Source organism: Streptomyces sp. NBRC 110611 (genome assembly GCF_001590865.1).
In the GTDB taxonomy this organism is placed as follows: domain Bacteria; phylum Actinomycetota; class Actinomycetes; order Streptomycetales; family Streptomycetaceae; genus Streptomyces.
In genome coordinates this window covers 1-24,842 of sequence record NZ_BBUY01000023.1, presented here as the reverse complement: position 1 = coordinate 24,842, position 24,842 = coordinate 1, and the positions used below count along the sequence as shown (strand labels likewise).

At 72.5% G+C, this 24,842-nt stretch carries 21 protein-coding genes, 1 tRNA gene and 1 pseudogene; 15 read left to right on the top strand and 8 right to left on the bottom strand.

Annotation, left to right across the window (positions count from 1 at the left end):
* Positions 1-137: 137 nt before the first annotated feature.
* The 4 genes from AZE13_RS29775 (at position 138) to AZE13_RS29760 (ending at position 3,639) form a co-directional block, all read left to right on the top strand.
* The gene (locus AZE13_RS29775) at positions 138-599 is read left to right on the top strand and encodes an RrF2 family transcriptional regulator (protein WP_066938833.1); all 462 of its coding nucleotides are present in this window, start codon (positions 138-140) and stop codon (positions 597-599) included.
* A gap of 129 nt (positions 600-728) precedes the next feature.
* Positions 729-2,057 (top strand): acyl-CoA dehydrogenase family protein, encoded by a 1,329-nt coding sequence (locus AZE13_RS29770; protein ID WP_066938831.1) that lies wholly within the window; start codon positions 729-731, stop codon positions 2,055-2,057.
* A 138-nt stretch (positions 2,058-2,195) separates the two neighbouring features.
* Positions 2,196-3,416, top strand: coding sequence for a cytochrome P450 (locus AZE13_RS29765; protein WP_066938828.1), 1,221 nt, complete (start codon positions 2,196-2,198; stop codon positions 3,414-3,416).
* 7 nt (positions 3,417-3,423) lie between these two features.
* Complete coding sequence (locus AZE13_RS29760) at positions 3,424-3,639, top strand: ferredoxin (RefSeq protein ID WP_066938826.1); 216 nt, start codon at positions 3,424-3,426, stop codon at positions 3,637-3,639.
* 10 nt (positions 3,640-3,649) lie between these two features.
* Here AZE13_RS29760 and AZE13_RS29755 read toward each other — a convergent pair whose 3' ends face one another.
* Positions 3,650-4,762: a CapA family protein gene (locus AZE13_RS29755; protein WP_066938823.1), complete on the bottom strand. Its 1,113-nt coding sequence runs from the start codon at positions 4,760-4,762 to the stop codon at positions 3,650-3,652.
* Between the two features lie 64 nt (positions 4,763-4,826).
* Entirely contained in the window at positions 4,827-6,236 is a 1,410-nt protein-coding gene (locus AZE13_RS29750; RefSeq protein WP_066938821.1) for a short-chain fatty acyl-CoA regulator family protein, read from the bottom strand.
* Positions 6,237-6,746: 510 nt separating this feature from the next.
* On the opposite strand from AZE13_RS29750, the gene aceA reads away from it, so the two are divergent.
* The 3 genes from aceA to AZE13_RS29735 all read left to right on the top strand — a co-directional run bounded on the left by aceA (position 6,747) and on the right by AZE13_RS29735 (position 10,368).
* Complete coding sequence (aceA, locus tag AZE13_RS29745) at positions 6,747-8,027, top strand: isocitrate lyase (protein WP_066938818.1); 1,281 nt, start codon at positions 6,747-6,749, stop codon at positions 8,025-8,027.
* A 236-nt stretch (positions 8,028-8,263) separates the two neighbouring features.
* A complete protein-coding gene (locus tag AZE13_RS29740) occupies positions 8,264-9,538 on the top strand; it encodes a VWA domain-containing protein (RefSeq protein WP_066938816.1) in 1,275 nt (424 codons plus the stop codon).
* Positions 9,538-10,368: a hypothetical protein gene (locus AZE13_RS29735; protein WP_066938814.1), complete on the top strand. Its 831-nt coding sequence runs from the start codon at positions 9,538-9,540 to the stop codon at positions 10,366-10,368. The genes AZE13_RS29740 and AZE13_RS29735 overlap by 1 nt, the downstream gene beginning before the upstream one ends.
* A gap of 122 nt (positions 10,369-10,490) precedes the next feature.
* Here AZE13_RS29735 and AZE13_RS29730 read toward each other — a convergent pair whose 3' ends face one another.
* Both AZE13_RS29730 and AZE13_RS29725 read right to left on the bottom strand, forming a co-directional pair.
* Positions 10,491-11,660, bottom strand: a complete 1,170-nt coding sequence (locus tag AZE13_RS29730) for a DUF5685 family protein (RefSeq protein ID WP_066938811.1) — start codon at positions 11,658-11,660, stop codon at positions 10,491-10,493.
* 147 nt (positions 11,661-11,807) lie between these two features.
* On the bottom strand, positions 11,808-13,142 hold the full coding sequence (locus tag AZE13_RS29725) for a PP2C family protein-serine/threonine phosphatase (protein ID WP_181690491.1): 1,335 nt from the start codon (positions 13,140-13,142) through the stop codon (positions 11,808-11,810).
* A 512-nt stretch (positions 13,143-13,654) separates the two neighbouring features.
* Between AZE13_RS29725 and AZE13_RS29720 the strand changes: the two genes are divergently transcribed.
* From AZE13_RS29720 to AZE13_RS29695, 6 genes are all read left to right on the top strand, one after another.
* On the top strand, positions 13,655-14,605 hold the full coding sequence (locus AZE13_RS29720; protein WP_066938808.1) for a hypothetical protein: 951 nt from the start codon (positions 13,655-13,657) through the stop codon (positions 14,603-14,605).
* Positions 14,606-14,851: 246 nt separating this feature from the next.
* Positions 14,852-15,292 carry a hypothetical protein gene (locus tag AZE13_RS29715; RefSeq protein WP_066938805.1) on the top strand — a complete coding sequence of 147 codons (441 nt, stop codon included), beginning with the start codon at positions 14,852-14,854 and terminating at the stop codon, positions 15,290-15,292.
* A 108-nt stretch (positions 15,293-15,400) separates the two neighbouring features.
* Positions 15,401-15,706, top strand: coding sequence for a hypothetical protein (locus AZE13_RS29710; RefSeq protein WP_066938802.1), 306 nt, complete (start codon positions 15,401-15,403; stop codon positions 15,704-15,706).
* Between the two features lie 136 nt (positions 15,707-15,842).
* The gene (locus AZE13_RS29705) at positions 15,843-16,895 is read left to right on the top strand and encodes a zinc-dependent alcohol dehydrogenase family protein (RefSeq protein WP_066938800.1); all 1,053 of its coding nucleotides are present in this window, start codon (positions 15,843-15,845) and stop codon (positions 16,893-16,895) included.
* 226 nt (positions 16,896-17,121) lie between these two features.
* The gene (locus AZE13_RS29700; RefSeq protein ID WP_066938969.1) at positions 17,122-19,575 is read left to right on the top strand and encodes a SpoIIE family protein phosphatase; all 2,454 of its coding nucleotides are present in this window, start codon (positions 17,122-17,124) and stop codon (positions 19,573-19,575) included.
* A 13-nt stretch (positions 19,576-19,588) separates the two neighbouring features.
* Complete coding sequence (locus tag AZE13_RS29695; protein ID WP_079124511.1) at positions 19,589-20,743, top strand: sugar ABC transporter substrate-binding protein; 1,155 nt, start codon at positions 19,589-19,591, stop codon at positions 20,741-20,743.
* An 85-nt stretch (positions 20,744-20,828) separates the two neighbouring features.
* On the opposite strand, the gene AZE13_RS29690 is transcribed toward AZE13_RS29695, so the two are convergent.
* The 4 genes and pseudogenes from AZE13_RS29690 to AZE13_RS29670 all read right to left on the bottom strand — a co-directional run bounded on the left by AZE13_RS29690 (position 20,829) and on the right by AZE13_RS29670 (position 23,203).
* Positions 20,829-21,659 (bottom strand): protein kinase domain-containing protein, encoded by an 831-nt coding sequence (locus tag AZE13_RS29690; RefSeq protein ID WP_066938790.1) that lies wholly within the window; start codon positions 21,657-21,659, stop codon positions 20,829-20,831.
* A gap of 172 nt (positions 21,660-21,831) precedes the next feature.
* Positions 21,832-22,263 (bottom strand): annotated as a pseudogene (locus AZE13_RS34700) (hypothetical protein); the annotation flags it as partial.
* Between the two features lie 85 nt (positions 22,264-22,348).
* A tRNA-OTHER gene (locus AZE13_RS37240) sits at positions 22,349-22,450 on the bottom strand.
* Between the two features lie 567 nt (positions 22,451-23,017).
* Positions 23,018-23,203 carry a hypothetical protein gene (locus AZE13_RS29670; RefSeq protein ID WP_066938779.1) on the bottom strand — a complete coding sequence of 62 codons (186 nt, stop codon included), beginning with the start codon at positions 23,201-23,203 and terminating at the stop codon, positions 23,018-23,020.
* 105 nt (positions 23,204-23,308) lie between these two features.
* Here AZE13_RS29670 and AZE13_RS29665 point away from each other — a divergent pair, with 105 nt between their 5' ends.
* The gene (locus AZE13_RS29665; RefSeq protein WP_066938775.1) at positions 23,309-24,142 is read left to right on the top strand and encodes a helix-turn-helix transcriptional regulator; all 834 of its coding nucleotides are present in this window, start codon (positions 23,309-23,311) and stop codon (positions 24,140-24,142) included.
* On the top strand, positions 24,139-24,327 hold the full coding sequence (locus AZE13_RS29660; protein ID WP_066938773.1) for a DUF397 domain-containing protein: 189 nt from the start codon (positions 24,139-24,141) through the stop codon (positions 24,325-24,327). The genes AZE13_RS29665 and AZE13_RS29660 overlap by 4 nt, the downstream gene beginning before the upstream one ends.
* The last annotated feature ends 515 nt before the right edge of the window (positions 24,328-24,842 follow it).

Here is a 24,842-nt window from a genome sequence, read left to right as displayed (position 1 = left end):
CTCACTTCCCAGCCTCACACCCAAGGGTGGCTGTACGCACCCACCGCGCCGGACCGGGCGGGGCCGGGCACGCCCGGGAGGGCCGGGCGGTCCTCCCGTGGGCGCGGGCCGTTCCGGCGCTGCGGAATAATGCCGCCATGCGGATTTCGGCCAGAGCTGACTACGCGGTGCGTGCCGCACTGCAACTCGCTGGTGTCCGGGATGGCGAGCCGCCCCTCAAGGCGGAGACCATCGCCCGCGCCCAGGACATTCCGCACAAGTTCCTGGAGAGCATCCTCAACGACCTGCGCCGGGGCGGGCTGGTCCTCAGCCGGCGCGGCGGCAACGGCGGCTACCGGCTGGCCAAGGCCCCGGAGGCGATCAGCATCGCCGATGTCATCCGGGTCGTGGATGGTCCGCTGGTGTCCGTACGCGGCGTGCGCCCGCCGGAACTGTCGTACACCGGCCCCGCCGAGTCACTGCTGCCGCTGTGGGTGGCGCTGCGGGCCAACGTCCGCCTGATCCTCGACGGGGTGTCACTGGCCGATGTCGCCGCGGCCGAACTGCCCGGCGGGGTCTCCGCACTGGCCGAGGACCCCGCCGCCTGGACGAATCCGTAGGCGGCACCCCGCCTCGTCCGGATCGCAAGACCTGGTCGTCCACGTCGTGAACACCCCCTTGCTGTCGGCGAATTCCGGGCGCAGGCTTTCCCTACTGATTCAGTGGGAAACTGGGAAAGGACTTCCGCAGTGCGCCCCACCTCCGATCTGGTCAACTCCCCGCCGGAATCCGGTATATGGCGGCGCGTCACCCGTGAGATCGCGGACGATCTCGCCGTCGACGCGCTCCCCCGCGACCGGGCCGGCAAGCCCCCGTACGACGAGGTCGCCCGGCTGCGCGAGGCCGGGCTGCCGGCTCGGCTGCTGCCGCCCGGCCCGCCCGGCAGGGGAGCCGGCTGGCAGGCCGCCTGTGCGGTCATCCGGGAGATCTCGGCGGCCGACAGTTCCCTCGGCGAACTTCTCGCCCGGCACTACGTCCTGTCGTGGAGCGCCCGGCTCTTCGGCACCGCGGAGCGGGCCGAGGTGCTCGAACTTCAGGCTGCCGAGGGACAGTGGCTCTGGGGCGGGAGCATCGACGTCCCGGGACCGGAGACCGAGCCGGTGGCGGCGGGGACAGGATGGCCGGGGACGGGAACGGGGTCGGGACCGGAGACCGGCTCCGGGCCGCCGGTGCTCACTCCGGTGCGCGGCGGGCACGCGCAGGACGGCTATCTGCTCGACGGACGGCGGAGCTTCCCCGCGGGTGTCGCCGTGGCCGACCGGCTGGTGCTCGGTGCGGTCCGTGCCGGAACCGGCGCACCACTGATCGTCCTCGTGGACCCGGCCCACCCGGGCGTCCTGGCCGAGCCGGCCCATGACCGCCTCGGCCAACGGCTGGCCGGAGCCGGCACCGTCGGATTCGACGGTGTCCCGGTGCGCCCCGAGCAGGTACTCGGGGCCGTGCCCCGAGAGGAGCACGACGCCTCCCCGTTCACCACGCTCGCACCGCTGGCGCTCCGGCTCGCGCTGGTCCATGTCGCCCTGGGGATCGCCGAAGGAACGCTGGCCGAGGCCCGGGATGTCAGCCGCACCACGCCACGCGCCTGGCCGCCGGCCGAGACGGCGGAGACGGACGGCGGCGCCTACGAAGGCCGCCCCGGCGGGGATCCCTACCTCCTGCTCGCCTACGGGGAGCTGGTGGCCGCCGCGCACACGGCGGCAGCGGTCGTCGAACCGGCGACGGAGGCCCTGGCACGGGGGCTGCGCAGCGGGCACGCACTCGGTGTCGAGGAGCGCGCCGACATCGCCGTCCTGGTCGCCGCGGCGGAGGCGGTCACCCACAGGTCCGTCATGCACATCACCACCCGCGTACTGGAGCTCACCGACGGCACCGGCGCACCCGCCGGCGGCCCCGGCTTCGACAGGTTCTGGCGCAACGCGCGAGTCCTGACGGCACAGAGCTCGCCCGCCCACCGGCTCCGGGACATCGGCGACCACTACCTGAACGGAACCCGTACGCCCCTGACGCTGCGCATCTGAGCGCCGGCGCGAGGCGGCCGGCCCCGTGCCGGGCGCCGCGCCCCCGGCCATGCCCCCTCGGACAGGCCCGCACTCCGGTGGTGAGGCACTCTGGGGAGAGAGGTGCGTTTCTCGCCACCGGATGGAGGGAGCGTTCCGATGTGCGCGACCCGGCTCGCCCCGGCACCGCTGCCGACGCGCCGCGGCTGCCCGCTCGACCCACCGGACGAGTTCCGACGGCTGCGGCAGCAGGACCCGGTCAGCAGGCTGTCCTTTCCCGACGGCAAGACCGGCTGGCTGCTCACCCGCCATCGGGACGTCCGCGCGGTGCTCGCGGACGACCGGTTCAGCGCGGACCGCAGGCGGGCCTCACTGCCCCTGCGGAGGATCCCGATCCGGCTCGCCGAGGCCGAGCAACGCGCCGGTGTGCTGCTGACCATGGACCCTCCGGAGCACACCCGCTACCGCCGGATCCTCACTCGTTACTTCACGGTACGGCGGATGCGGGCCCTGGCCCCGCGGGTCGAGCAGATCGTCACCGACCACCTCGACGCGATGGAGCTCGACGGCCCCCCGGTGGACCTCGTCCCGGCCTTCGCCCTGCCCATCCCCTCGCTCGTCACCTGTGAGCTGCTCGGCGTCCCGTACGCGGACCGGGCCGGATTCCAGCGCTGGAGCGCGACGCTGCTCGGGCTGGACGTCGCCGAGGCCGACGCGCTCGCGGCGTACCACGCGCTCTGCGGGTATATGCACGACCTCGTGGTCGCCAAACGCGCCCGGCCCGATGACGCCCTGCTCAGTCAGCTGATCGCCAGGGGAACCGAGACGCCGGAGGACGCGCTCGGCGACGACGAACTGGCCGGAATCGGGCGCCTGCTGCTGGTCGCCGGCCACGAGACCACCGCGAACATGCTGGCGCTCGGTACGTACACCCTGCTGTCGCACCCCGGCGAACTCGCCGCGCTGCGGGCACACCCCGAGGGCGTCCCGCGCGCCGTCGAGGAGTTGCTTCGCTACCTCACCATCGTGCAGTTCGGCACCATCCGGGTCGCCAAGGAGGACGTCGAGATCGCCGGGCGGCAGATCCGCGCCGGGGAGACCGTGGTCGCCTCGCTGGCCGCCGCGAACCGGGACCCCGAGCAGTTCGAGGGGCCCGACCGGCTCGATGTGACCCGCGAGCCCTCGCAGCATGTCGCGTTCGGGCACGGTGTCCACCAGTGCCTGGGCCAGCAGCTGGCGCGGGTGGAGATGGAGGTCGCCTTCCCGGCGCTCTTCGGACGGTTCCCGGACCTGCGGCTCGCCGTACCGGCGGACCACGTCCCCTTCCGCGACGACATGTTGATCTACGGGGTCCACTCCCTCCCGCTCACCTGGGGGTGAGGACACGATGCGCATCCGCGTCGACCGCTCGCGCTGCCGTGGCGCCGGCCAGTGCGCCCTCACCGCTCCCGCGCTCTTCGACCAGTCCGAGGAGGACGGCACGGTCGTCGTGCTGAACGACGAGCCCCCGCCCGGACTGGCGGCCGCCGCCCGCCGTGCGGCGGCCCTGTGCCCCAACTCGGTCATCCGGATCGTCGAGGACACCGAACACAGCCAGTGCTGAGCTGGTCGCCTCACGAGGGGCGCAGGGTGAACGTGCCCTCCGGGTCGGCCGCGGGGCACGGGCGGAAGCCGGTACTGATCCGGTCCAGGAGCCCCCGCAGCCAGCCGAGGTCCTCGCGCGAGGGGTGCCGCAGCCGCATCTGCCGGGCCTGGAGCGGTGTGACCCGCAGGTCGTGGAGCCGGCCGGTGTCCTGATCCACCGAGACGAGGAAGACCAGCCGCAGGTCGTCGCGGTACTCCTCGTAGCCGGTGATGCCCTCGTAGTCGTCGATGAAGTCGCCGCACCCGTGGATCATGAGCTTTCCCCGGTGGACCTCCAGGCCGCGGGGGTGGTGTGCGGAGTGCCCGTGGAGGATGTCCACCTCGCCTTCGAGGAGGTGGTACGCGAAGGCCGTCTCGGCGCGGGAGGCGCGGTATCCCCAGTTGGGACCCCAGTGGACGGAGGCCACCGCGACGTCGCCGGGGCGCTTGGCCTGCCGCACGCGGGCGGCGAGCTCGGTGGCGGCGCCCCGCGTCGGCCCGGCGACGAAGGCGACACCGCTGCGGTCCTCGGCCGCGGCCCAGCCGTGCGGGATGCCGCTGGACGGCATTCCGACGGAGAAGACCAGCACCCGGCCGCCGCCGTCGACCGGCACCACGGCCGGACGCCCCGCCGCCGCGGCGTCCGCGCCGGCCCCCGCCGTGCGCAGCCCGGCACCTGCCAGGGTGCCGAGCGTCTCGGCCAGTCCGCCGCGGTCGAAGTCCAGGACGTGGTTGTTGGCCAGTACGCAGACGTCGGGACGGGCGGCGGTCAGGCAGGGGAGGTTCGCCGGGCTCATGCGGTAGTGGACCGCCTTGCCGGGGGCGAAGGAGCCGCTGCGGGTGACGCTGGTCTCCAGGTTGATCACCCGGGCGTCGGGCGCCGCCTCGTCGAGCACGCGCAGCGCCTCCCCCCAGGGCCAGGAGAATGCGACCGGACGGGGAACCGGCCCGTTCACCGCCTCCGCCAGGTCGATGTAGACGCGGGCGTCGCGAACGTACCCCTCACGCAGCGCGGGGTCGCCCGGGTGCGGAAGGATCTGGTCGATGCCGCGCCCGAGCATGACATCACCGCAGAGGAACACGGTGACGGGGTCACTGCCCACTCCTCCAGGCTAGTGCCCCAACAGGCCCTGTCTCTCCGGTCTCAGTCGGTCTGCGGGCGGCCCGTCACCGTCGTGCGTCGCCGACGGGGTACGGCACGAAGGTGCTGCTGTGCTCGTCGATGGCGAGCGGACGGCCCAGGGGCGGTACCGCGCGCTGGGGGCAGTCCAGGCGTTCGCAGATGCGGCAGCCCATGCCGATGGGGGTGGCGGCGGAGGCGTTGTCGAGGTCGAGGCCGTCGGAGTAGACGAGCCGGGAGGCGTGCCGGATCTCGCAGCCGAGGCCGATGGCGAAGGTCTTGCCCGGTTCGCCCCAGCCACCGCGGTGCCGGGTGACGGTGCGGGCGGTCCACAAGTAGCGCTGTCCGTCCGGCATCGCGGCGATCTGGACCTGGATACGGCCGGGCGCGGCGAACGCCTCGTAGACGTTCCACAGCGGGCAGGTGCCGCCCGCGCGGGAGAAGTGGAAGCCGGTGGCGGACTGGCGTTTGGACATGTTGCCCGCACGGTCGACGCGTACGAAGGAGAACGGCACACCGCGCAGGCGGGGGCGCTGGAGGGTGCTGAGCCGGTGGCAGACCGTCTCGTAGCCGAGGCCGAAGCGGTCGGTGAGGCGCTCCAGGTCGTAGCGCATCTCCTCGGCCGCGGTGTGGAAGGCGCGGTACGGGAGGATCAGGGCGGCGGCGGTGTAGTTGGCGATGCCGATCCGGGCGAGCGACCAGGTGGTGGCGCCCTGCTCATAGTCCTCGGAGGCGAGCGCGGACAGCTCGTCGGCGAACTCCAGCAGGGCCAGCTGGGTGGCCATGCGGAAGGCCTGCTGGCCAGGGCGCAGGCGGTGGGAGAGGTGCAGCACCCGGGCGGCCGGGTCGTAGTGGTGCAGACGGCGGCCGGAGCCGGGGGCGAGGCGGACGCCGTGGGTGTCGGCGAGCCGGGCGGCTAGGGCGGGCAGCACCTCGCCCGGCCGGATGCCGAGGGAGCCGGCGAGGGATTCGGCCGCCAGGTCGAGGTCGTGCAGGTAGTTCTGGCGGCGGTAGAAGAACTCCCGGATCTCCTCATGCGGCGTGCGGGGCGCGGCCGGGTCGTCGTGGTCGCGGCCGTGCGTCGCCTCGGCCAGGCGCTCGGCCAGCTTGTGGTTGCGGCGGCCGAGGTCGAGCAGGACGCCGGCGACCGCCGGGAGCCGGGACGCCAGTTCCGAGAGGTCGGCGGGCGACACCCGGGTGGCGGTGACCTCGTCCGCGAGCGCCTCGCGCAGGTCGGCCAGGAGGCGGCTGGTGTCGCGCTCCGAGAAGAAGCCCGGGTCCACGCCGAAGGTCTCGGTGAGGCGCAGCAGCACCGGCACGGTCAGCGGCCGGGAGTCGTGCTCCATCTGGTTGAGGTAGCTGGGCGAGATCGCGAGCATCCTCGCCAGTGCGGCCTGGCTGAGCCGCCTCTCCTCGCGCAGCCGTCGCAGCCGTGCCCCCGCGTATGTCCTGCTCAAGCCATCCGTCCTCTCCGTGCGTTCCGGAGGGAGCCTACGAAGCGCCGGGTGCGAAGGGACAGGATGCTTGGCAAAGTTGGCAAGAAGCCGTCGGAAGATGCGCGGAAGTTGGCAGGTATCCATGGTTGTTGGCACTCAGTGCCAATGCCAGAGTCGTCGTGCGGCCCGCCGGACCCCGGCGGCCGGAGCGGAACCACGGGACCGACCAGACGCCCTGACGTCGTACGTCCCGGAATTCCGGCCCGGCCTCCCGGGCGCATTGCTCACCTCTCCACCACACCGGGCGGGGTTCGGCGGGCGTCGCAGCGGACGGTATGGCACTCAGTGACGCGCCTTCGCACCGTTCGCAGGCACCACAGTTCACGGGTTCTCGGGCAGCTCACGGGCAGTCACGGGCGGCTCACGGACCCACGCTTCACAGGCAATCAGTTCACCGGCACACCGTCCTAGGGCCATCTGGCCCCTGGGCGGACGATCCACAGCGATCTCAGGCGACCACGGGAGACGGTCATGGCGCAGGCAGGTACGACGGCGGCCGAGCAGCTGGCCCAGCGGTGGGCTACGGACCCCCGCTGGGCGGGAGTTGAGCGGACGTACGGAGCCGAGGACGTGATCCGGCTGTCCGGCAGCGTCCGCGAGGAGCACACCCTGGCCCGGCGGGGCGCCGAGCGGCTGTGGCGGCAGCTGCACGAGCTCGACTACATCCACGCGCTGGGCGCGCTGACCGGCGGTCAGGCCGTACAGCAGGTCAAGGCCGGGCTCCAGGCGGTCTACCTCTCCGGCTGGCAGGTCGCCGCCGACGCCAACCAGGCCGGGCACACCTACCCGGACCAGAGCCTGTACCCCGCCAACTCCGTTCCGCAGGTGGTGCGCCGGATCAACAACGCGCTGCTGCGGGCCGACCAGATCGCCACCTCGGAGGGCGACACCTCCGTCGACTGGCTCGTGCCGATCGTGGCCGACGCCGAGGCCGGCTTCGGCGGCCCACTCAACGCCTTCGAGCTGACCAAGGCGATGATCGCGGCCGGTGCGGCGGGCATCCACTACGAGGACCAGCTGGCGTCCGAGAAGAAGTGCGGCCACCTCGGCGGCAAGGTCCTGGTGCCGACCGGACAGCACATCCGCACCCTCAACGCCGCCCGCCTCGCCGCCGATCTCGCCGACGTGCCGACGGTGATCGTGGCCCGCACGGACGCGCTGGCCGCCAACCTCCTCACCAGTGACGTGGACGAGCGCGACGCCCGGTTCTGCACGGGCGAGCGGACCGCCGAGGGCTTCTACCGGGTCGAGAACGGCATGGCTCCGGTCATCGCCCGGGGCCTGGCCTACGCGCCGTACGCGGATCTGCTGTGGGTGGAGACCGGAACCCCGGACCTGGCACAGGCCCGGGAGTTCGCGGAGGCCGTGCACGCCCGCTACCCGGACCAGATGCTGGCCTACAACTGCTCGCCGTCGTTCAACTGGAAGGCCGCGCTGGACGACGACCAGATCGCCAAGTTCCAGCGGGAGCTGGCCGCGATGGGCTACCGCTTCCAGTTCATCACCCTGGCCGGATTCCACTCCCTCAACCACGGGATGTTCGACCTGGCCCGCGGCTACGCGGAGTCCGGCATGACGGCGTATGTCGACCTGCAGGAGCGGGAGTTCGCCGCCCAGCGGCACGGCTTCACCGCCGTCAAGCACCAGCGCGAGGTCGGCACCGGCTACTTCGACCTGGTCTCCACCGCGCTCAATCCGGCCTCCTCGACCACCGCGCTGGCCGGATCCACCGAGGAGGAGCAGTTCCACTAGGAGCGGTTCCAGTGGGAGCTGTTCTCTCCGGAGACGTTCCGCCGGGAGACACTCCACCGACGCTTCCCGGGGAGGGAGGCGCCCGCCACGACCGGGGCTGAGGGGCCCGGTCGGCCGCCGGGGCTGAGGGGCCGCGGCTGCCGTGACAGAGGGGTGCGGGGGCAGCGGACTGAGGCTGCCCCCGCACCCCTCTCGTGCGTTTTGGCACAGCCGGGATTTCTCCATACGATCCATCGATGATCACAAGAAAACGGTTGACGGCCGGGGTGTGCGGACTGCTCGCCGCCATGGCCGTCGGCCTTCTGCCCACACCCGCCGGCGCCGACCAGCCGGATGCGAAGGCCACCCCCAAGGTCGAGCTGACACTCGATGTCAGCGGCTCGATGCGGGCCCGCGACATCGACGGGCAGAGCCGGATGTCCGCCGCCAAGCAGGCGTTCAACGAGGTGCTCGACGCCGTACCGCAGGACGTCCAGCTCGGCATCCGCACCCTCGGCGCCAACTACCACGGCGACGACCGGCAGGTGGGCTGCAAGGACACCCGGCAGCTCTACCCCGTCGGGCCGCTGGACCGGACCGAGGCGAAGACCGCGGTGGCGACGCTGACGCCCACCGGCTGGACGCCGATCGGCCCGGCCCTGCTGGGCGCCGCCGAGGACCTCAAGGGTGGCGACGGGACCCGCCGGATCGTCCTGATCACGGACGGCGAGGACACCTGCGCCCCGCTCGACCCCTGCCAGGTGGCCCGGGACATCGCGGCCCGGGGCATCGGTCTCACCGTCGACACCCTCGGGCTGCTGCCGGACGCCAGGACCCGCAAGCAGCTGAGCTGTATCGCGGAGGCCACGGGCGGGACGTACACCTCGGTCCAGCACACCAAGGAACTGCGCGACCGTGTACACCAGTTGGTGAAACGGGCCGCCGACCCCGTCGTCGCCCCGGTGCCCGCCGAGGGTGCGCAGCAGTGCGCCAAGGCCCCGAAGCTCACGTCCGGTCTCTACACCGACCGTGAGAAGTTCGGCGAGCACCGCTGGTACCGGGTGGACGTCCGGCCGGGCCAGGAGCTGCGGGCGTCGGTGAGCGTCGCCGCCGACCGCGCCGTCAACCGCGACTACGGGGTCCTGCTGCGGGCCTCGACCGTGCACGGACGGGAGATCGTCCGCGGCTCGGAGGCGGGCTACCGACGGACGGATGTGATCTCGTCCGGGCTGCGCTACCCCAAGGCCGAGGCCGACTCCCGGGACGGCGGGGACCAGGCCCCGGCGGAGACCGTCTGTCTCCAGGTCGGCAACTCCTTCTCGGCACCCGCCTCGGTGAAGACCGACCCGGGACTCCCGGTCGAGCTGGCCATCGACGTCGTCGACGGTCCCCGCGACGGCTCCGACGCGGCCTCCTTCGGCCTCGGCCACGGCTGGTGGCTGCTGGGCTCGCTGGCTCTCGCCGGTCTGCTGGCCGGTCTGCTGTGGGGCTGGATCTCCCGTTGGCGCGTGACCGTGTGGAGGACCAACTGATGCGTACCGTACGCATGCTGATGACCGCCGTCCTGGCCGGGGCCGGACTGCTCGGCCTGGCGGCGCCCGCGCTCGCCGACAGCCCCACGCCGACCCCGAGCGCGAGCGGGAGCCCGGACACGGCCGCGCCCACCGAGGCCGGCACGTCGTTCCGTACGGCGACCGCCATCCGGCCGGACCAGCCCGCCACCGCCGACGCGTCCACCGGCGACTACCTCTACTGGGTGCTGCCGGTCGACGCCGGGCAGCAGGCTACGGTCAAGGCCAAGGTGACGCTCCCGCCGGCCGCCGGCCGGCATGGTGCGGCCACCTGGCAGCTCGACGTCTACGACGGGCTGCGCCGCCGCCAGGCGTGCACGTACGGCGCCTCGTCCCGGTCCGCGGAACGGGACGCCGGGTCCGTCGAGCTGTCCTGCACCCTGCGCACGGTCCGCGGCTGGGCGGAGCCGTGGTCGAACGATCCGCTGCCGGGCAGCTACTTCGTCCGCCTGACGGTCACCGATCTGCCGCAGGAGGACCTGGGCCAGCCGGTCCACGCCGAGGTCGTGGCGGCCACGCCCGACCGGGGCGGGGCCCACGCGGTGGACGGCGCGCTGGCCGCTCCCCTGGTGCCCGGTGCCGGGGCCGCCACGCCGCGGACGAAGGGTGACGGCGCGTCACCGCGGCCCGCGGCCATGGCCGAGCCGGAGGGCGGCTGGTCCTCGGGCCGGTGGTCCGACCGCTGGATCTGGACCGCGGCCGGGGGTGCGCTGGCCGCGCTCGCGGGTATCGCCGGCTACCGCGCCACCCGGGGTTCCGGCCGCCCGTCACGGGTGCCGCCGGGAGTCTGATCCCGGTTCCCGCGTTCACGGGGGGGCGGCCATGGAAGGTTCCGTGGCCGCCCCCCGTGCTGAGGAGGGCCGATGCCCGAAGGTCGGCGGTCGGCGGTCGGCGGTCGGCGGTCGGCGGTCGGTCAACCGTCGCAGCAGCAGCAGCAGTTGTCGCAGCAGCAGCAATCGTTACAGCAATCGCAGCCGTCACAACCGTCGCTGCAGTCGCAGTCCCGGCAGCAGCCTTCGCGCTTCTTGCGCGACCAGGGCCCCTCGTACTGCTCCGCACAGCAGAGCTGGCAGGTGCAGCACAGGCCGATGGCGACCGCGCAGCCGGCGAGGAAGCCGCGGGGCTGCTTGGGCTGGTGCGGGAGGTGCGGCCCGCCGCCGTACGGGCCCGGCGCCCCGTTCCCCTGGGCGCCCTGCCCGGCGGCACCGTGCCCCAGGTGGGCGCAGGCAGCGGTGCCGAAGGCCCGGTCCACCGAGCGGCGCAGCTCGTGCACCAGCAGCACATGGACCAGGGCGGAGTCGGTGAACTCCACATCGCGGAGCGCGAGCCGGATGCCGTGCAGTGCGTCGTCGCAGAGCCGGCGGGCCTGCGCGGTGGTGGCGCCGGTGGCCGTCAGCGGGTTCCAGGCGCCCTCGGCGTCGTCCCGGGTACGGTCCTCCACGGCGTCGAGGAGGTGGGCCAGCCGGCCGAAGAGCCGGCCCGCCTCGGCCAGCGGCCCGGCGTTGCCCGGGCGGCCCGCCAGCACCGCGGTGTGGGCGAAGGCGGCGGCGGTGGCGGTCTCGGTCGGTTCGGTGATGGCCGTCAGGGGTGTGCCGGGGCCGGCCAGTTGCTCGATGCCCAGCTGGCGGTCGACCGCGTCGACGAGGACGGCGGTGTCGAAGCCGACGCCGGCGCCGGTCCGCGCCCCGGCGCGGTCCCACCCCGCGGCGACCTTCCGCGCCGCGACGGCCACCGGCCTGCGGCGCAACAGGCCGTTCCGGTCGGCCACATGGTCCCGGATCTTCGCCGAGGCGAGCACGAGGGACACCGAGGCGGCGAGCCGCGCGCCCTCTCCCCGGGCCACGGAAGCGGTCCGCATCCCCCGGAGCGGGCAGGGTCCGGCGGTGCGGCGGTGCTTCGCCGTCCGGCCCGACTGGGCTTCCGTCAGTACGGAGATGATCAGTCCGTCGTAGTTGGTGACGACCCGGGCGAACTGCCCGTGATCGGCGCGCAGGGCGAGACAGAGGCCGCACAGATGGGCCATCCACTCGGCCTTGAGCCCCTGGGACAGGCGATGGGAACAGGGCCTGACGATTCCGAACATGGTGAATCCCCCCGTGAGACGTCGGAATGGTGGCGTGGGCAACCGGGCAACCGGGCCCGGGCAACGGCTGGAGATCGTACCGACTACTGGGCTGACCTGGGTACATGGCCCCTAGGGCCTGTCCGATGGGTCCGCGTGGGCCCGTCGTCAGATGGCCAACGGGTGCTCCGGCTCCACGACGGGCTCGCCCGGCTCCGGGCCCGTGTGTGCGCGCACCCGCGCCGCGAGCACGGCGACATCGTCCTCGGCGTACATCCCGTCGAGGTCGAGCAGGACCTCGTCGAGCACCTCCTCGACGCCGGCCCCGACGGGCAGCCGCATCCGGGCCAGCCGGGCCAGGGAGACGTCGATGTCCTCCCCGCGGCGCTCGACGAGGCCGTCGGTGAACATCAGCAGCGTGTCGTCGGGTGTCAGGGTGCGGGTGATCATCTCGTAGCCGCCGATGCCGGTGCCCAGCGGCGGGCCGACGGGCACCGGCACCAGGTCGGCGGTGCCGTCCGGGCCGAAGATCGCCGGGGGGAGGTGGCCGGCGCTGGCGAACCCGACGGTGCCGCGCGCCGGGTCGACCCTGGCCAGCAGACAGGTGGCCGGACGGCGGGACTCGTCCTCGGCCACCGCGGTGTCCAGCTGGCGCAGGACGCGGTGCGGCGGCAGGTCGGTCGAGGCGACGTAGCGGAGGGTGGAGCGGTAGGCGTTCATGTCGACCGCCGCGTCGAGTCCGTGCCCCATGACGTCGCCCATGACGAGGAGGGTGCGCCCGTAGTGGAGCCGGACGGTTTCGAACCAGTCGCCGCCGACCAGGGAGCTGGAGCCGGAGGGAAGGTAGCGGGTGGCGAGGTCCAGGTTGGGGTGCGGCCGGCCCGGTTCGGCGAGCAGGGCCCGCTGCAGGTCCATCGCGGTGCGCTGCACCGAGGCGTACCGGCGGCCGTGGGCGAGGTGGCCGGCGGCCAGGCGTGCCAGATGGTGGGCGGTGGCGGTCTCCTGGTCGCTGAACGTACCGCCCGCGCGGAGGGCGAGCAGCGCGCCGTAGCGGCGGCCGTGCGCGAGCAGCGGCACCGACAGGGCCTGGGCCGACATACCGCCCTTGAGGACCGCGGTGGTGGTGATCGGGCGGGCCTCGTCCAGCGCCCGTAGCGCGGGTGCTCCGCCATCGGGCACCCCCGTCGCGTCGTCGGGGAAGCGCGCCTGAAGCACCTTCACCAGACCTGCCGACGCCGCCCGGTGGAGCACCGGCCGGGCCGGGCCCGGTGCCCCGGTGACGTCCTCGGACAGCAGGTCGACCGCGGCGGCGTCACACAGGTGCTTGCACAGGAAGCGGCACAGCTCGGCGCAGGTCGTCTGCTCGTCCAGGGTGGTGCCGATCCGTTCGGCCGCCTCCTCCACCACGCGCAGCCGGGCCAGTACGCCGGCGAGGTCGGTGTCCCGGCCCGCGCCCGCGAGACCGGTGTCGCGGTCCGCGTCCGAGCCCTCCCGCTTCGACAAGGCCACCTCCAGGGTGCCGCGTCCCGCGTCGAGCGGTCCGCTCTCTCACTGACCCATACCAACTGAGCCATACCACCAGTACGGGCGCGTTCCGGCGGCCCGACGCGGCGGCCCGGGTGACCGTCAGTTGACCACGCCGATGCCCGGCAGGGTTCAGCAGGGTGCGGAGCGGCGCGCCGACGAGGATCCGGCAGCGGATGAGGATCCGACAGCGGACAAGGATCCGGTAGCGGACGAAGGAGCGCCGTCCGTCCGAGGGGCGGGCCCCGGGGCGTCCGACGACGGGCCCGTAACGCCCCGCCGACGTTTGGCGCTGTCCTGTACGGGCGGCGGCATGCCCGGCACACCGCCGCCCTGGGCCCTGTCGTCACGCTCCCGTCATCCGCCGGGAGGCGGGAGTATGACGACGGGGCCCAGCAGCCGAGTTCCGTCCGCCCGCCCCGTCCACCCCGTCCGTCCACCCCATCCGTCCCGTCCGCCCGCACCTCCGTCTGGGAAGGCCACCCGAGCACATGTCCGTCTTCCGACGCCGTAAGAGCACCCGTCCCCGGCTGGTCCCCGAACTCGACGACCTCGACCTGGGGCGGGTGCGGCGGCGCGTCGAGACGTGCTGGGCCCGCGGTTCCCTCGACACAGCCGTCATGGCCCTGATGGCGAACGTGCTCGACGACGCCGGTGAGGACTGGGACCGCAAGGCGCACCGGCTGCGGGTGCTCGCCGGGTCCGCGGGGCGGGCGCTGCCCGGGATCTGGCGGCAGCACGCTCCGCGGAACCAGCACGCGCTGCTGCTCCACGCCTGGTCGGAACTGCTCCGAGCGCAGCAGCCGGACAACGGCGTCGATCTGGACGCCACCCGCGAGACCTGCCGGCTGGCGGCCGAGCTGCTCCCGGCGGACCCCACGCCGTGGACCCTGAAGCTGGCCCTGCTCCGGCTGGAGCGGCGCCCGTCGAGCGAGTTGTCGGCGGTGTGGCGGGAGATCAAGGCCCGCGACCCCTGGAACCGGGAGGCCCACCTCCAGGCCCTGGGGTATCTCTCGCCCGACGAGTGCGGCTCCAGTTCCCTGGTGCTGGACCTGCTCGACGGGGTCCGCTCCGGTATGCCGGCCGATGCCCCCGCCGCCGCTCTGGAGGTGACCGCACTGGTGCGTACCCATCAGCGGGCGGTGGCCCCCGGGGGTGTGACGGCCCTCGGCGCGGGGGAGATATGGCGGCGCCCGGACGCCATCAGAGCACTCGACCAGGCGGCGCACTACTGGCCGCGGCCGGGGTTCCTGCACCACGCGGCGGCGCTGGCCGATCTGAACGTCCTGGCCTATGCGTTGATCAAGTCCGCGCGGATCGCGGAGGCCGCGACCGTGCTGCGCGCCACCGGTGGTGTGGCGACGCCCTGGCCGTGGAACGCGGAAGGCACGTCGCTGGAGCACTTCTCGCACTGCTACGAGCGCGCCGTGTCGGCGAGCTGACGTGCTCGGCGGCCACGCATGGTGGCCATGCATGGCGGCCACGCAAGGTTGCCGCGCATGGTGGCCATGCATCGTGGCCGTGCATAGTGGCCGTGCATGGCGGGAGACATGTCCGGTTATCCATATATGAGGCAGATGTGCGCCCCATAGTCGGATCGGGTGGAATTACGCCCTGTTTCCGGTGTCTCCGGAGTGCCCCGATGTCTTCCAGGGGATTTTTTCCTGGAAGAGCGTTGGGAGACCCGCATGCGCGACACCGCCACCATCGGCCGCTCCGCGGCGACCGGCGGTCGGCGTCTCCTTCTCCTCCTCACACTGCTGACGCTGCTGCACGCGGCGTTCCTCACCGGCTCCTCCGACGCTCCGCTCCCGGAGGCCGGCCGCTGCCTCACCCACACCGCCGCCCCCGCCGCCTCCGGCCCGTCCGACCGGGCCTGCGACTCCGCGGCGCCGGTGGTGAGACCGTCCGAGGGCGGTGACAAACACCCGGGCCGCGGCGTCCGCCGCAAGCACCAGGCCTCGGCCTGCCATCTGCGTCACCATGTCCCGACCGGGTCCGGCGGCAAGGCGATCGACGAAACCGCCGCGGTGCAGGCCCTCGCCGCACCGCCGGACTCCGCTTCCTGGGCCGTCGTCCCGGCCACACTCGCCCCATCTCCCCGGCGCGCCACGGTTCTTCGCTGCTGATCGGCCCCCGGCCGCACGCCCCTCCCCCGCCAGGGCCGAGGGGCGGCGTGCCGTGCCGCCCCCCGGCCCCTCGGCCCCTCAGAACCTTCGCCCCACAGGAGATTCGGCATGCCCATCGACGTCTTCGCCGCGCTCGGCGCCCTGGTACGCGCCGAGGCCGCCCGTACCCGCCGCACGCCCGGGCCCCGGCAGGCCACCGAGCACCCGGACGGCTCCGCCGCACGACCGCCAGCCGACCCGGAGCCCTCGCCCTCGACCTCGCCCTCGGCCGAGCGCCCGGCGGACGAACCCGCCGCGCCCGCCCCCTCTCACCCCTCTCCCCCCTCACTTCCCTCTCCCCCGTCCGCCCGCCGCGGTCTGCTGGCACGCCTCCTCCGGAAGCCGACCGCGCGCGCCCGCCGCGGCCGGAAGTAGTCCCGTAAGTAATCCCGGAAGCAATCCCGGCCGACTGCCGGCCGGGTGGCGGCCGGGTGGCGGCCGGGTGGCAGCCCGGATATCAGGGCCTGTGTCGGTATTTGTCGCGCCCCCGAACCAGCGCGATCCTGAACCCATGGCTGGTCACAAGGCTGAGCCCGCCGCACCGACCGCCGCCCCGGGCACGGTGGGCGGCTGGGCCGTCGCCCGGCCCGGGCCGATCACCTCCGGGCCGCTGATGCAGGTGCGGCGCCCCGCCCCCGTACCGGGGCCCGGCGAGATTCTGGTGCGCGTCGAGGCCTGCGGGGTGTGCCGTACGGATCTGCATCTGGCCGAGGGGGATCTGGCCCCACACCGGCCGTCCACCGTGCCGGGACACGAGATCGTCGGCCGGGTGACCGCCACCGGCGAGGCGGTCACCGGCTTCCGCGTCGGCGACCGGGCCGGCGGGGCCTGGCTGCGCGGTACCTGCGGTGACTGCCGGTACTGCCGGGCCGGGCGGGAGAACCTCTGCCCGGCGTCCCGGTACACCGGCTGGGACGCCGACGGTGGTTTCGCCGAGGCCGCCGTCCTCCCCGCCGACTACGCCTATCCGCTCCCGGACGACCACGACGCCGCCCACCTGGCGCCGCTGCTGTGCGCCGGGATCATCGGCTACCGGGCGCTGCGCCGCAGCGCGCTGCCCCCGGGCGGCCGGCTCGGCATCTACGGCTTCGGCGCCTCGGCGCATCTGGCCGCGCAGGTCGCACTGGCCGAGGGGGCCAGGGTGCATGTGCTGACCCGGTCGGCCCAGGCCCGCGAACTCGCTCTCGGCCTGGGCGCGTCCTCGGCCGGCGAGGCCTACGCCCGCCCGCCCGAGCCGCTGGACTCGGCGATCCTGTTCGCCCCGGTGGGCGATCTGGTGCCGGTGGCCATGGCGGCGCTGGACCGGTCGGGGACCCTGGCCGTCGCCGGGATCCATCTCACCGATGTTCCGCCGCTGAACTACCAGGACCATCTGTTCTACGAGCGGAACCTGCGCAGCGTCACCGCCAACACCCGGGCGGACGGCCTCGAGTTCCTGCGGACCGCGGCCCGGATCGGCATCCGCGTCACGGTCAGCCCGTACCCGCTGAGCCGCGCCCCCGAGGCGCTCGCCGACCTGGCGGCCGACCGGGTCCACGGGGCCGCGGTGCTGATCCCCGGCTGAGGATCCCTGGTCACCCTCCGTGGCTCGCCCAGGGCCTGTCGCCGCGCCGACTGGCTGCCCACTGCTTGAATGTCGCACCATGGAGTGAAGGCGATAATGCACGACATATCCGGTGAGTGCACGACATATCCGGTGAGACGGTGGCGGGATGGACGCCCTGGCCCCGAGGGCGGATACGACCGTGGCTTATGACGACGGCTTCCCGCGTACGGAGGCGGAGCAGGCAGTGACCGCGCGGGTCCTAGGCTCTTCGGGGGCCGAGCTGACCGCCGTCTATGTGCCGGCCGAAGGGGACGGCGAACTTCAGCTGGCCGAGATGGTCGGTGGCTCCGGTGCCCCTTGCGGACTGCCCTCGCGGTACGACCTGTCGGGGGACTCCCCCGTGGCGGCGGCGTTCCGTACCGGACTGCCGCAGTGGCCGGGGCCGGCCGAGCAGGCCGCGGGCGGCACGCTCACCGCTCCCCCGGGTGACGGCCGTGCCGGGGCGGCGCCGGCCGCGGCCGCCCTCGGCGCACTGCCGCTGGGCGGGGACGCCAAGCGGCTGGGGTGCCTGGTCGTGCTGGACCAGGCGGCGGACGCCTTCGACGACGACCGGCGGCACCTGCTGGAACTCCACGCCGACCAGGTGGCCGCCGGACTGGAGGCCGTCGCGGCCCGGGTCATGGCGCGGACCGGACGGCGGCAGCTGCTGGGGCCGGGCCTGGACGCCCTCCGGGGCGGCGCCTTCACGCTCGTTCTGCACACCGGACGGATCGATGCGGACGCCCGGGTGCTGGAGCTCTTCGGGATCGGCCCGCAGGAGTTCGACGGACGGGTGGAGACGCTGCTGGAGCACACCGCCCCCGACGATGTCCCGGCACTGATGCAGACCGTCGAGCCGGGCGGAGCGTCCGCCGTCGGCCGGCAGCTGTCGTTCCGGATCCGGCGGGCCAACGGCGAGCTGCGCTGGCTGAGTCTGCGCTGCCGGGTGCTGATCGACGCCGAGGGGACGCCGGAGCGGATGCTCGGGGTGGTGGCCGACGCCTCGTACCTGCGGCCCAGCGCGGACGAGGTCTCCGTCGTCCAGCGGCTGTCCGCCGCGCTGGCCGGGACGACCACCATCCGGGAGGTGAGCCGGGCGGTGGTGACGGCCCTGCGGGCGCCGCTGGCCGCGAGCCGGATGGCGGTCGCCGAGCGGGCAGCCGACCGGCTGGTGGTCACCCTCCTCGACCCGCCGGAGCCGGAGTCCTGGCCCGCGTCCTGGCAGTCCGCGTGGCGCTCGGAGTGGCCGGAGGTATCGGCCCACTCACTGCCCACGGTGGAAGGAGTGCTCCGGGCCGGCCATGTGGCCGTGTGGCCGCCGGGATCCGAACTGGAGCCGGGGCTGGCGGGCGTCGGGCCGGGCGGGCTCGCCGTACTGCCGCTGCCGGCGAACGGACAGAACGTCGGGGTGTGCCTGGTCGGCTGGGACGACCCGCACCGCTTCGGGCCGGAGGAGCGGTCGCTGCTGACCGCGACCGCCGGCCTGGCCGGGCAGGCCCTGGTACGGGCGCACGCACTGGACGCCGGGCATGAGCTCGCCACGATGCTGCAGCGCAGCCTGCTGCCCCGCACGCTGCCCGAGCTGGCCGGCGGGGTGGCCGTGGTCCGCTATCTGCCCGCCACGATGGGGCTGGAGGTGGGCGGCGACTGGTACGACGTGATCCCGCTGTCGGACGGGCATGTGGCGCTGGTGATCGGCGATGTGGAGGGGCACAGCGCCGGGGCCGCGACGATCATGGGGCAGATGCGGACCGCCATCAGGGCGTACGCGGTGGAGGGCCATCCGCCCGACGTGGTGATCGCGCACGCCAACCGGCTGCTGCTGGGGATGGAGACCGATCTCTTCGCCACCTGCTGCTATGTGGACCTGGACATGGAGGAGGGCATCGCCTGGTTCGTCCGGGCCGGGCATCTGCCGCCGCTGCTGCGCCACCCCGACGGCAGCACCGAGGAGGTCCCGGTCGAGGGCGGGCCCCCGCTGGGGGTGTCCGCCGAGGGCGAGTTCCCGCTCACCGAGGTCGGCCTGGCGCCCGGCACCGTACTCGTGCTGCTCACCGACGGTCTGGCCGAATCGTCCCGGCTCCCGCTGGAGGACGGTATCCGCCAGGTCCGCGCGGCGCTCGCCGCGGCCGATCCGGCCGACGCCGGGCGGCTCGCCGACGACCTGCTGGGCGGCGCCGAGCGGCGCCACGACGATGTGGCGGTGCTGGTCCTGCGGTACGACGGGATGCGGGTACGGCCGGCCCGGGCCCGCTGGGCGGTCTGGCGGCTCCCGGACGCCGTGATGCACGCCCGCCGCTTCACCTCACGCACGCTGCGCAAGTGGCAGATCACCGAGGAGATGGACGTCGCGCTGCTGGTGGTGTCCGAGCTGGTCACCAACGCCATCGCGCACACTCAGGGCGAGGTGCAGCTGGATCTGACGCTGGCCGCGGGACGGCTGCGGATCGCGGTGAACGACGGCTCGCCGCGGGCCCCGGTCAAGCCGGTGAGCGTGGACTGGGAGGCGACCGGCGGCCGTGGGCTGCTGCTGGTCGAGGCGGTGTCGGCGGCCTGGGGGTCGGTACCGCTGAGCGGCGGCAAGCAGGTGTGGAGCGAGATCGGCCTGGGGCCGGAGGAACGGCTCGCCCAGGCGGCCGCGGCGGAAGCCGGAGAGTGAGGAGGTCCCCGCGATGACCAGGCCCTGCCGTCGCGCTCCCGCCGTCCGGCCGACGGGCGGGCCCCGCCGTCCGCGTACCGCTGCCGCCGCCCTGGCCGGGCTGTGCCTGGTGGCCGCCGTGGCAGCCTGCGGAGGGCAGCCGCCGGGCGGTTCCGGTGCCCTGCGGATCGGGGTGCTGTTCCCGGACAACAACTGGCGCTTCCACCACTTCGACAAGCCGCTGATGGTGCGGGAGATCCATCGGCTCTGCCCCGAGTGCGAGGTGGAGGTCGTCAGCGCGCAGCACAGCATCGCCACCCAGCAGGCGCAGATGGACGCGATGATCACCAAACGGGCGGACGTCCTGGTCCTGGACGCCGTCGACTCCCGCTCGATGCGCGCGCCGGTCGAGCAGGCCCGCCGGGCCGGTGTGCGGGTGGTCTCCTACGACCGGCTCGCGGAGGGGCCGGTCTCCGGCTATGTCTCCTTCGACGGCGCCGAGGTCGGCCGGCTCCAGGCCCGGGCGCTGCTGCGGGCGCTCGGCGACCGGGCGCGCGACAGCCAGATCGTGATGATGAACGGCGCGGTCACCGACCCCAACTCCGCCTGGTTCAAAGAGGGCGCGCTCTCCGTGCTCCGCGGCAAGGTCCGCATCGGCAAGTCGTACGACACCGCCGGCTGGCGTCAGGAGGCGGCGAACGCCAATATGTCCGCCGCCCTCTCGGCCCTCGGCGCCGAGCACATCGACGCGGTCTACTGCGCCAACGACATCCTCGCCACCGCCGTCATCGCCGCCCTCAAAGCGGCGAAGGTCTCTCCGCTGCCCCCGATCACCGGACAGGACGCCCAACTCGACGCGGTCCAGCGGCTCCTCTCCGGCGAGCAGACCATGACCGTACTGAAGCCCTTCCGGCCCGAGGCGGAGCACGCCGCCGCCATGGCCGTGGCGCTGGGCCGCGGCGAGAGCCTCGCCGGCCTGGCCCAACACCGGGTCAACAGCCCCACCACACAGAACATTCCGGCCGTACTCCTCACCCCCGTCCCGGTGACCGTACGCACCATCAAGGACACAGTGATCAAGGACGGGATGTACACCGTCGACCAGATCTGCACCCCCACATACGCGCCCGCCTGCGCCAAGGACGGGCTCACACACCCTACGAACGGCGAGGGGACATCCCCTCGATGACCAACCAAGGGGACATCGGTACGCCCTGTCCATGAGAGCGACCGCAGCCCGCCGGACGCAGCGCGGAGGCCCCGTCATCTGCTGGTCACAGCGCATTGTGGATCTCTGCGCATACCTCTGCCATGGCCGGCCGATCGGCAGGCTTCGGACTCATCATCTGTTCGATGAGGGGGCCCAGCGGCCCGGGTACGTTGATCGGCCGGTGAGGCTTGTCCACGATGGCCTGGCGCTGGTCCTTCCGGTCGGCGTCGTCCGGGTAGGACACGTGTCTCCAGCCGGTGGCGGAGATGAACCATGAGGCCCCCAACGCGTACACGTCGGCTTCTCTCGTGGGCACAGCCGTACCGGTCGTCAGGATGTCTCGCGAGATCTCTGGCGCTTCGTAGTGGACGAGGCAGCCCCGATAGGGGAAGTCGTAGGCCGCGGGCACTGCGCCGCCCCGGGCCAGGCCCAGGTCGATGAGAAAGGCTCCGTCGGGCCTGAGGATGAAGTGATTGGGTTGCACGTCGCCGTGTATCCATCCCCTTTCGTGAAGGTGGGCCAGAGCAGTAGCGCACGCGAGGGCATCGTTGAGGCTTGGTTCCTTGGGGTTCGTGGCGTGCCGGCCCGGCTGCCATAGGTCGAAGAGAGAGGTTCCGTGGCGCCAGGGCTGGGCGTTCCAGGTGCCTTCGGCCCATTCGCCGAGGAGCACGCGCTCAGGGGAGATGAGCTGCCGGAGAATGGTGGCTTCACGAGCGGGTGCCAAGGCTGTCCACTTGTGAATTTCGGTCGGATAGCCGAGCTTGACCGCGTAGCGGCTCCAGGGGGTTTGCACGTCCCAAACGGTGGATCCCCGCCGGTCCACGACGAGTTGTGTGGTGTGCGACCCCAGGGCGTTTTTGACGTGTGTGGGGAGTTCGAACGGTCCGCTGGGCATCGTTGCGTCCTCTCATCGACAGGGACCGGCCCCCGGCGGGGCGGAGGCCGGTCCGCAGATCGGAGCAGGCTACTGGTGATCAGTTGTAGTAGTCGCGTCCGTCGTCGCTGTCGCCGGTCGGCGGGTTGGGTTCTCCGGCGTCGTCTTCACCCTCGCCGCCGCTGGATACGACGTACGGGCGCCCACAGTCCGAGTCACACTGTGCCGCGTTCTCTCCGTTCACGGTCCACAGATCGTCGAATATCCGGAACCCGGCTGCCTTGATGGCACGGGCTGACGCGGTCACGGCCTCGACCGTGCGTGGCCCCCCGCCGGGGCGCGGGTTGTGGTGGAGCATTCGCCCCGCGTGCCCCTAACAGAATTTCGAGTAATCCGCGGTGTGCAGGATGAACGCGTGCAACGCGTGATCCACGTCGTCCGACGGGATCACGGGGACGGTTGCGGCTGCCGCAGTTGCGACGAAGGCCAGTGCCTGGTCCGTCTGACGCTCCGCCCGCTCCGGCGTCTGCCCGAAGTGGGTGACGACGATGTTGACGATGCTGGCGAACAGTTCGGACGTGACGAGAGCCCGCCCCGTCCGAAGATCGTTCATTGTTGCTGTCATGGTGCGTGTTCCCTCCTGCTGGAGTGGTGCACTGCACTTGCAGACTCGCTCCGACCGTAGAGTTCTGCGCACGCTCGGGCGAGAATTCCCTTGCCCGGACTCGAACCGGGGTCGCGCCCGCCCCGTAGCCATGCCCCGGGGTGTCACCTCGGGTGGGTCGTGCTCTTCCTGACTGAGCTACAAGGGATTGACGGTCGCCCGGCCCCGTTAAACCGGACGACCGCTTCGCGCTCCTCATGTCGTCCCCTGACCATCACGGAGGGACTGGGGCCGTTTCGGGGGTGTTGTGGCCCTCGACGGGGAGCGCGCCCGGCCATGGACTAGCCGGGGGGGGCTCGGGGGTGTCGTTGTGGGAGCCGAACTTCCGGTGTTCCTGGATCTTCATACCGGCGATTACGGCCAGCCCGCACTCTGCCTGGTCACGATGGTGTGAGCGCTCTTCAGCCAGCGCTGCACACCGTTCGCAGTCCTTTTTACGGGCTCCGGGTCGAAGTCCCGGGGACTGTACGGCCACGGCAGCTCTACGGCCTTCTCCTGGTAGCCGCTCATGCTCGACGCCTCCGGCCGGCCACGCGGGCGCGAAGACGATCAAGCTCGTTCGGCGGCCGGAAGGTGTCGGTCTCCCACGGCTCTCCGCCGTCCAGTGGGGCGAGGATGACCTCCCGCGTGTCGGGCTCCCATCCCACGGCTTTGCCAATCCGGCCGCTCAGCAGGTCCTTGACCATCACGCCCGGGGACGGCACCCACGGGGCGATCACCGCGCGCTCCGCTTCGCGTGCGGGTGGTTGCCCAGTTCCGCGTTGAGGTCAGAGACCTTGTGCCAGTCCCCGCGCGCCTCGGCCAACTGGCGCTCGTGCACCGACGATCGGCACACATCGCACTCCGCCGGGGGCTTGGCGGGTTCGGGCTTGCGGTGTCGTTCAAGGCTCCGGGGCGGCATGGGAGGCTCCTCTCCGCAGTGCTTCCACTACCGGGATGCCTCAGCGTGGCCTAGAGTCGGGCTATCCTCAACTTGCACTTATTGAGGGGGGAGTTGGTTGCCCGGATGGTGAACCGCAAGGAACTTGAGCCCGACAAGTCGCCCAACGCGCGCTTCGGGAAGCTCCTGCGCAGGCTGCGAGACGAGCGCGGCTTTACGCAGGAAGAGCTAGCCGAGCGCATGGGGTGTTCCGACACGCACATCTCAGCCGTAGAAACTGGACGCCGCCCGCCAACTCCCCGTTTTGCCAGAAGCGCTGACAGGGCACTTGGCACCGGTGATCAGCTTCAGCGCCAGTGTCGGGCCGTGCGGAATAGCGCGATACTTGAGGGGTTCCCGGAGTTCGTTGCTCTTGAGGCACGCGCATCAGAGATCCGGCTCTTCGAGCCGGGCATCATCCCCGGGCTACTTCAGACCCCGGACTACGCCGCCGCCATCACGACCGGAGCCGTCCGCCGGGGCGCGATCAGCGAAGCGCAGGCAGAGGAACGACTCAACCTGCTTGCTGATCGGCAGGCATCGCTGACGCGAACTCCGCCGCCGATGGTGTACGTCGTGCTGGACGAGAGCTGTATTCGGCGCCCCGTGGGCGGCCCTGGGGTCATGGCGGAGCAGCTACACCGTCTTACCGCGTTCGCCGAGCTTCCCTCAACGGTCGTGCAAGTGGCTCCGTATGATCTCGGCGAGCGGCGCGCGTTCGATCTGCCCGTGACGCTGCTGACTCTCGCCGATCGAGCACATGCCGCGTATGCCGAATCGTCGCAGCAGGGACGGCTAGAGCGGGAACCACGGCTCGTGCAGCCCCTCTTGACGGCCTACCATCAGTTGCAGGCAGAGGCGCTGTCTCAGGCTGCGTCTGTGACCTTGATCAACCAGTTAAGAAAGGGCACCCCGACGTGACAACCGACTCTCCCAGCTGGTTCAAGTCCTCTTACAGCAGCAACGGCGGCCAGTGCATCGAGGTTGCCGCCAACATCCCCGGCGTCGTCCCCGTCCGTGACAGTAAGGACCCGCACGGCCCCCGCCTCACGCTGACCTGGGAGGCGTTCGCCGGCCTTGTCCAGTTCGCCAAGTCGCACGGCTGATCGATCCTGGCACACGCGTCCGCGAAGACCAGAACGTCCCCCTTCACCAACTGATGAAGGGGGACGTTGATATCAGGCAACGAGGTATGCGGCCACCTTCAGCACGTCGTCCAGGCCAGCCGCCGGACCAGCCAGTTCTCGGGTCTGCGAGGAAGATTTCCTGGCGGGAGGCCTGTCCGCCCTCTGTGACGGGTTCGACGGGGAGGAACAGATCCGCCACAGCCATCCGGCGGCACTCGGACCGCTCGGCGCAATCCGAGGTGCAAGCCCCGTTGTCCTCGGGGCATGGCGCGGTGGCCTGCTCGGAGGCGGCAGCGGTCGGCATCTCCGGGGCCTGTTCCCCCTCCGCCGGTGATAGACGCCAGCGTGATCGTCCGGGCGAACCGGCGGGCGGCCTCCGGGGCCAGGCACAAGTACGCCGGAGGCTCGGGCCCGTCGTCCAGGCGCCGGACTTCTACTTCCACGCATCCGTCCGGTTCCGCCTGCACCGTGGCGCGCGTCCCGCCGTCCTAGGG